Source organism: Pyrococcus sp., from assembly GCF_030153625.1.
GTDB lineage: Archaea > Methanobacteriota_B > Thermococci > Thermococcales > Thermococcaceae > Pyrococcus > Pyrococcus furiosus.
Map to the genome: position 1 here is coordinate 1 of NZ_JASKLM010000069.1, position 6,676 is coordinate 6,676.

Annotated in this window: 7 protein-coding genes and 2 pseudogenes; 3 read left to right on the forward strand and 6 right to left on the reverse strand. The window is 39.8% G+C overall.

Translation table 11 applies throughout. The features are described from left to right. Positions 1 to 80: 80 nt before the first annotated feature. The 3 genes from PWP39_RS09375 (at position 81) to PWP39_RS09385 (ending at position 2,543) form a co-directional block, all read left to right on the forward strand. Positions 81 to 374 (forward strand): hypothetical protein, encoded by a 294-nt coding sequence (locus tag PWP39_RS09375; protein ID WP_288073547.1) that lies wholly within the window; start codon positions 81 to 83, stop codon positions 372 to 374. Between the two features lie 38 nt (positions 375 to 412). Continuing rightward, positions 413 to 1,348, forward strand: coding sequence for a diaminopimelate dehydrogenase (locus PWP39_RS09380; protein ID WP_288073548.1), 936 nt, complete (start codon positions 413 to 415; stop codon positions 1,346 to 1,348). 220 nt (positions 1,349 to 1,568) lie between these two features. After that, positions 1,569 to 2,543 (forward strand): bifunctional N(6)-L-threonylcarbamoyladenine synthase/serine/threonine protein kinase, encoded by a 975-nt coding sequence (locus PWP39_RS09385; RefSeq protein ID WP_288073549.1) that lies wholly within the window; start codon positions 1,569 to 1,571, stop codon positions 2,541 to 2,543. A 1-nt stretch (position 2,544) separates the two neighbouring features. Here PWP39_RS09385 and PWP39_RS09390 read toward each other — a convergent pair whose 3' ends face one another. From PWP39_RS09390 to PWP39_RS09415, 6 genes and pseudogenes are all read right to left on the reverse strand, one after another. Further along, positions 2,545 to 3,378 (reverse strand): NAD(+) kinase, encoded by an 834-nt coding sequence (locus PWP39_RS09390; RefSeq protein WP_288073550.1) that lies wholly within the window; start codon positions 3,376 to 3,378, stop codon positions 2,545 to 2,547. Next, positions 3,375 to 4,394: a flippase-like domain-containing protein gene (locus tag PWP39_RS09395; protein ID WP_288073551.1), complete on the reverse strand. Its 1,020-nt coding sequence runs from the start codon at positions 4,392 to 4,394 to the stop codon at positions 3,375 to 3,377. Before PWP39_RS09395 ends, PWP39_RS09390 begins: the two co-directional genes overlap by 4 nt. Further along, positions 4,394 to 5,546, reverse strand: a pseudogene (locus PWP39_RS09400) (NOL1/NOP2/sun family putative RNA methylase). The gene PWP39_RS09395 and the pseudogene PWP39_RS09400 overlap by 1 nt, the downstream one beginning before the upstream one ends. 9 nt (positions 5,547 to 5,555) lie before the next feature. Then, the gene (locus tag PWP39_RS09405; RefSeq protein ID WP_288073552.1) at positions 5,556 to 6,068 is read right to left on the reverse strand and encodes a DUF3201 domain-containing protein; all 513 of its coding nucleotides are present in this window, start codon (positions 6,066 to 6,068) and stop codon (positions 5,556 to 5,558) included. 44 nt (positions 6,069 to 6,112) lie between these two features. Next, entirely contained in the window at positions 6,113 to 6,559 is a 447-nt protein-coding gene (locus PWP39_RS09410; RefSeq protein ID WP_288073554.1) for an LEA/WHy family protein, read from the reverse strand. Positions 6,560 to 6,583: 24 nt separating this feature from the next. Further along, a pseudogene (locus tag PWP39_RS09415) lies at positions 6,584 to 6,676 on the reverse strand (IS982 family transposase); the annotation flags it as partial.

Genomic DNA, 6,676 nt, shown 5'->3' on the forward strand with positions numbered 1-6,676 from the left:
GTAACCCGAATCCTGCTTGGGGTAATGTGTTATGGTCTGAAAATCCTCCTCAGAGTCAAATACTGTTTAAATAACAGGGGGTGAAACTAAACACGCCCGCAGTGAAAGTAAACTATGAAAAAACTTGGGATGAGGGATTAGGAATCCCAATATTCACAATCGAAAATATGTACGCAGGATCAAACCTAATCCAAGAAGGAATGAAAGTTATGGGTATCATACCAACCATAGCATACGATGCTAATATAATGCTCTCCCCAGGACTAGGAACCCTTGATGAAGAGGGCAACTTAATACATGAGAACGCAGAGATTGTAGTAAAGGCCACTTACAAGATTCTAGAAATTCTCGGCAAGTATGTCGAGCTTTTCTGAATTTTTCATTTTTTGTAACAAATGATGATGGGATTGACATGTCAGAGAAAATAAAAATAGGGATTATAGGATTTGGAAACGTTGGACAATATGCTTATCTTGGAGTAGAAGAACAAAAAGACATGAAAGTTAGAGGGATTTTTGTCCGTGATGTACAAAAGTACAAAGAAAAATATAATGCAAAGTATCCCAAAGCATGTGAACTAATGTACTCTTTGACTGAAATTCCAAGTGTAAAGGAAGAGCTTGATGTATGCTTACTTTGTATTCCATCAAGGTTAGTGCCAGAAACTACTTCTTCATTGCTAAAATTAGGTATGAACACTGTAGATTCGTATGATATCCATGATAAGATCTGGGAGTATAAAGAGAAGGCAACATCAATAGCCAAAGAACATAATAGTGTCGCCGTAATTAGCGCTGGATGGGACCCTGGAACAGATTCAATAATTAGATTTTTGATGGAATTAATCGCACCAAATGGGATCACATTTACAAATTTTGGGCCTGGGATGAGTATGGGGCACAGTACAGCGTTAAAAGCATTTGAAGAAGTAGTAGATGCTGTTTCTTACACTATCCCCAAAGGAAATGGCTTACACATGCGTTTAGTATACGTTCTACCTAAAGAGAACGCAGACAGAAAAACACTAGAACAAAAAATAAAACAGGACTCCTATTTTGTTCATGATGAAACACGCGTAAAATTTGTATCTACCTATAAGGAACTCGAGAGAGTAAAAAGTGAAGGGCATGGAGTTCTATTAGAAAGGTACGGGAAGACAATTGGTTCTCCGAATCAAGTTTTGAAATTCGACATAAAAGTAAATAACCCCGCCACTACAGCTCAGGTTATGGTGAGTTCAGCAAGAGCTACTATGAAGTTGCCTCCCGGAGCATACACACTGTTAGAAATTCCTCTTATTACACTAGTAGATTCACCACCCGAAGAAATTATAAAAAGGCTTTACTAGGGAGTAGCAGTAGGAGTATCTGGATTTAAGTTTCTGCCAATACTTCGGAAGAGCAATGAAGAGATAAATGAGGACTAAAACCGTATTATATTGAGTGTTTTCAGCCTTTTAGCCCCATAGAGGAATTCAAGCAAAAATTACTCTTGTTCCAATAAAACTCTAGAAGAATTGAATTAAAAATTAACAACACTTTTAAATCCCCATCAAATATTTCCCTTTGATGATAGCATTAGGCATTGAAGGAACGGCACACACCCTTGGCATAGGAATCGTGACAGAAGAAAAAGTTCTCGCCAATGTATTTGACACTCTAACAACCGAAAAAGGAGGTATACACCCCAAGGAAGCCGCTGAACATCATGCAAAGCTTTTGAGACCTCTTTTGAAAAAAGCCCTTAGAGAAGCTAAAATTGGCATGGAAGATGTAGATATAATCTCCTTCTCCCAAGGGCCTGGATTAGGGCCCGCTTTGAGAGTTGTGGCAACGGCTGCAAGGGCTTTGGCCATAAGATACAACAAACCCATCGTTGGAGTCAATCACTGCATCGCCCATGTGGAAATTACAAAAATGTTTGGAGTAAAAGACCCGGTTGGTCTTTACGTAAGCGGGGGAAATACCCAGGTGCTGGCTTTGGAAGGCAGGAGATACAGGGTTTTTGGAGAAACCCTCGATATAGGCATAGGTAATGCCATCGATACCTTTGCAAGAGAGATAGGCCTGGGATTCCCCGGAGGACCAAAAATCGAAAAACTTGCCCAAAAAGGAGAAAAATATATTGAACTCCCCCACGCAGTTAAAGGTATGGACTTGAGCTTTTCTGGGATTTTGACAGAAGCGGTGAGAAAATACAAGAGCGGGAAATACAGGGCCGAGGATTTGGCATATTCCTTCCAGGAAACAGCATTTGCCGCTTTAGTTGAGGTTACCGAAAGAGCAGTAGCTCACACTGGAAAAGAGGAGGTAGTCCTTGTAGGGGGAGTGGCAGCAAACAATCGCCTGAGAGAGATGCTTGGAATAATGTGTGAAGATAGAGGCGTGAAATTCTTCGTTCCCCCATACGATTTGTGCAGGGACAACGGAGCGATGATAGCCTATACCGGATTGAGAATGTTCAAAGCCGGCATAAAGTTTGATCTTGAAGAAACAATAGTCAAGCAAAAGTTCAGAACTGATGAAATGGAAGTAACATGGTAATTTAAAACTTTTTCTTTATTTTCAACGTGTATTTTGGATAAATTCTTTTTGAAAACCTCACGAATTTCGTCTTTCTTGGAGATTTTTCAACCCTTATCTTTAAGCGAGGAGGTAATTGGACATAAAACTGACCATCAACTGTGAGAATAATTTCCCTTTCGGTCAACACTTCTATGTCTATAGTAGAGTAATCAGGAACTACAAGAGGCCTCGCAGTTAATGCTACCGGAGCTAGGGGAACCAACAAAATCGCATGTAAACGAGGGTCAACTAAAGGACCACCAGCTGAAAGGGCATAAGCGGTTGAACCTGTTGGCGTGGATATTATTAACCCATCAGCCCTTATCTCCTCGGCAAGCTCTCCATCGATGTAGTATCTGAGGTGGGTTATCTTGCCCGGAATTCCAGTTAAAACTACAATGTCGTTAAGTGCATCGGGTATATTGTTAAAGCCTTCAACAAAAGTCCTGATTTTCATTCTCTCGTCTATAAAATAATCCCCCTCAAGAACCCTTGAAATTGCAAAAAAAGTTTCAGCAGGTTCTACCTCTGCCAAAAATCCTAAAGTCCCCATGTTGACAGCTAAAATGGGAATATCCTTTGAAGTTTTATGATCAACTCTAAGTACAGTACCATCCCCTCCGATTACAATTATCATATCCACGTCCATCTTTTCCAGTGGCAGAACGTCTTCCGGAGAAAAATGAGGGAAGTGCTCATAAGCCTCTTTGTCAACATAAACCTCACAATTGCTAACTTTAAGGAAATCGTAGACTCTATATGCCAATTTTAATGCTTCTTCACGATCTCTACGAGCTGCTATCCCAAACTTCATTTTCTCACACTCTTATGAGCGGATTTTGTTCCTAAATATATGCTAAGTCCGCCTCCAATAATTGTTGGGAGCCAAAAAGATATAAACCTATCTAAGACTGTTGCACTTACAGCTAGACTTTTATCAATTCTTAAACTTAAATAGAGAGCTGAATTTACAGCTTCAGTTATTCCAACCCCTCCAGGGAGAATACTTATCATTCCCAATGCTATTCCTGCCATTTGAACCATCAAAATTTTATAGATTTCAAGGTGATATCCAATGCTCTCAAAAATGAAATAAGCACGGAGGAGCATGAATATCCACAAAGCAAGGGAATAGAACAATGTTTTACCCATGACAACAGGATCTTTTGAAAGTTCGATAAAAGTTTCCCTAAACTCAAAGATCGACTTTTTGAGTCTTTCTTCAATCGTTGATTCTATCCCTACAAATCTCTCCGGGAATACACGCTTAACAAGGTTTGTTATTTTTGATAACAATCTAAATGCCAAGTTCTCATTTAAAGATATCAAGAGGCTTATAACCACTATCACGAGAAGTACCGCAGTAGAAAGTGATAGAACAGATAGTAAAAGTTTTATTTTTAATGAAAGTGCATATTTAAACGCTATGAGGGTGAACAATAATACTGGAATTACGTCCAAAATTCTATCTGCCATTATAGTGGCGAATACCTGTCCATAAGTGCTGTTGGACCTTTTCGTTATCACATACATTCTAGCGGGTTCCCCACCAGCTCTAGCCCCAGGAGTGAGATTGTTTGCAAATATTCCCACCAATGTGGCCATCAAAATATCCCTCGTTCTTACAACGACCTCTGCACGTTTTAGAAAAATTCTCCATCTAAAAGTCCAAGCAAGAGTTGCAAGAAGTTGCATAACCAAGGCTAAAAGGAGAAACCTCAAATCAGCTTGGAGTATAAGATTAATCGTTTCATCTATACCGGCCCACCATATTAAGGCCAAAATTACAACAATCCCGACCCCGATTAATAACCCATCTCTTTTCTTCATTAGCTCACCTTCCTCAATCTCGCTATAAAGAATCCCTGTGTCTTGTGTTTGTGGGGATAAAAGCGCTGGACCTTATTAATCTCAATACCAGGGGATCCAATAAAGAGTTTCTGTTCTTCTAGTTTTAAGCCCTTTTTCAGCATGTACTTGACATTTCCTTCATTCTCTTCATAACTTAAAGTGCAGGTTGAATAAACTAAAACACCTCCTCTTCTAAGGCTTTTTATCGCTGCATTTATAAAGTGTTTTTGGTATCTAGCGGTTGCTTCTATATCCTTCGGCGTTCTTGTCTCCCAGAGTTTAGGCCTAACTCCCAAAGCTGTGCACGGAGCATCTAATAAAATTTTATCTGCTTGAATACCAAGCTCAGGTAGATTTCTCGAGTCCATTTGGACCAATTTAACGTTTTTTACTCCCAATCTCTCAAGTTCATTTTTCATTTTTGAGAGTCTATTCTTGGACTTATCAATGGCCAGTATTTCACCCCTATTTTCGAGTAATTGTGATATATGTGAAGTTTTTTCCCCCAGGAGCTGCGGTCATGTCTATTATAAGCTCTTCCTCTTTGGGATCCAAAACATGAGAAACAACCATTGAAGGTAAGCTCTGTGCGTAGAAATAGCCTTTTTCATAACTCTTTAATTCGCTTAGACTTGGGAGTTTAAACTTTGGTAAGGTCACTTCAACCGCGATTCCTCTTGTGGATATTATCATCTCTTTGGCATTCATCCTTGCAATACCTATCCCCACCAAAAGCCCCTTTGGGTCTCTTACTTGGACTTGATCTCCTTCTCTAATTCCCTTATCTGCCTTCAAAACTCCAGGCGCATAGAGTTGTGCTCCTTGATAAACACTTTCAGAAGCAAATTTGTTCGCGACAACCGTAGGGAGCTTGGGGTTATAATCATCAGGAAAATTAGGGCCCTGCCGCTCGAAGTATATGCCTTCCTCCAGATATGGACTCCTCTTTGGCTGGAGGCCTTCTTTTCGAAGCTCTTGGATAAGCTTATCTCTACTAATCTTAAGAGTATTCACCCTGATGTAATATTTCTCCACAGGCTCTCTAAGAGATTTCATAATGCCTTCTGCCTCAGCTCCAAAGAGCCCATAATAATATCGCTGAAGTTCCACTGGAAATGCTTCTTTATACATGAGATCACCTTAGATCTCCAGCACATTGTATTCCTTCGCCAATCTTATAAAATCAAAGAGTTTCTCTTCGATCTCTGATGCCTCTTTTTCCTCCACTTCAAACTGCAATATTTCCTCCTGGCTTTCTTTGATGAGCCTATAAACTTCATCAGGGGATTTGGGATTGTCATGATTGTAAATATCCTCCAGAAAGTTTTCACTTCCATAAATATAACTTCTGGGAAACATTTTCAGGAACTCAAATGTAAACTCCTTAGTTATTTTCTCTTTGGGAATCCCAAATACAAAATAAAAGCTTTGAATAGTGGCCCCAACCTCTCCCTGAGGTTTTATTTCGAAAGCAGGGTGTGGATAAATCATCTCTCTCCATTCACCTTCTAAATAAATATACGCATTAAAAACCTCTTCAACAGGCTCCACTTTGAATCCCATGGGGAGGAGCTTCTCCTTAAGTTCCTCATTCATCCTAAAAATCTCGCCCCAAATTTTATTTAAATGATTGTGAACTTCAAGCAAGTTCATAATCTCTCACCCCCAACTAAAAATATAAAAAGGAATTTAAATGTTTACCCAGAGAGGGCCCAATTTAGTTCTTCTACAATGTTCGTTTCTACTGTTTTTTTAACCGTCGGTAACTCGAAAGTGACATCCCTATTAAGCACTTTCACATTTAATGCCAGTTTTAGAGTCAACTCACTCATTTCTCCTCTATTTATGTGTTCTGCGATCACATTAGGTAAGACTGTTGTATCAACCAATGTCTTTATCTTGGCAGTTGCTCTTCCATTGGCAGGTATCGTAACCCGCTCTAAAAGTTCTCCCTGAGCTAGTCGATATTCATTAGCATCTATTGTGTACCTAATTCCAAAAAGCGGGAGCGGGAAGGGGTTAGGATTGTAGAGCTTCACATCACTTAAAATTTCAATAGTGTCCTCTCCAACCTGGCCCCACTGAGAGGGCATGCCCTCTATAGCAGGTGTTTTTATTAAGTCACCCTCACTTTCAATACTCACGTTGCTGATATATGATAATAAACCCTAGTTCCCACCACCTGTGAAGTTGTATAATCTGTCCAGATTCACGGCCAGAATCGCCCCTAAAATCCTGACAGCTAACCCCCTCAAACTAAC

Excerpts from the sequence above, each read along its gene's own strand:
- PWP39_RS09380 (WP_288073548.1), top strand. The coding sequence starts at position 413 with ATGTCAGAGAAAATAAAAATAGGGATTATAGGATTTGGAAACGTTGGA.
- PWP39_RS09385 (WP_288073549.1), top strand. The coding sequence starts at position 1,569 with ATGATAGCATTAGGCATTGAAGGAACGGCACACACCCTTGGCATAGGA.
- PWP39_RS09390 (WP_288073550.1), bottom strand. The coding sequence starts at position 3,378 with ATGAAGTTTGGGATAGCAGCTCGTAGAGATCGTGAAGAAGCATTAAAA.
- PWP39_RS09395 (WP_288073551.1), bottom strand. The coding sequence starts at position 4,394 with ATGAAGAAAAGAGATGGGTTATTAATCGGGGTCGGGATTGTTGTAATT.
- PWP39_RS09405 (WP_288073552.1), bottom strand. The coding sequence starts at position 6,068 with ATGAACTTGCTTGAAGTTCACAATCATTTAAATAAAATTTGGGGCGAG.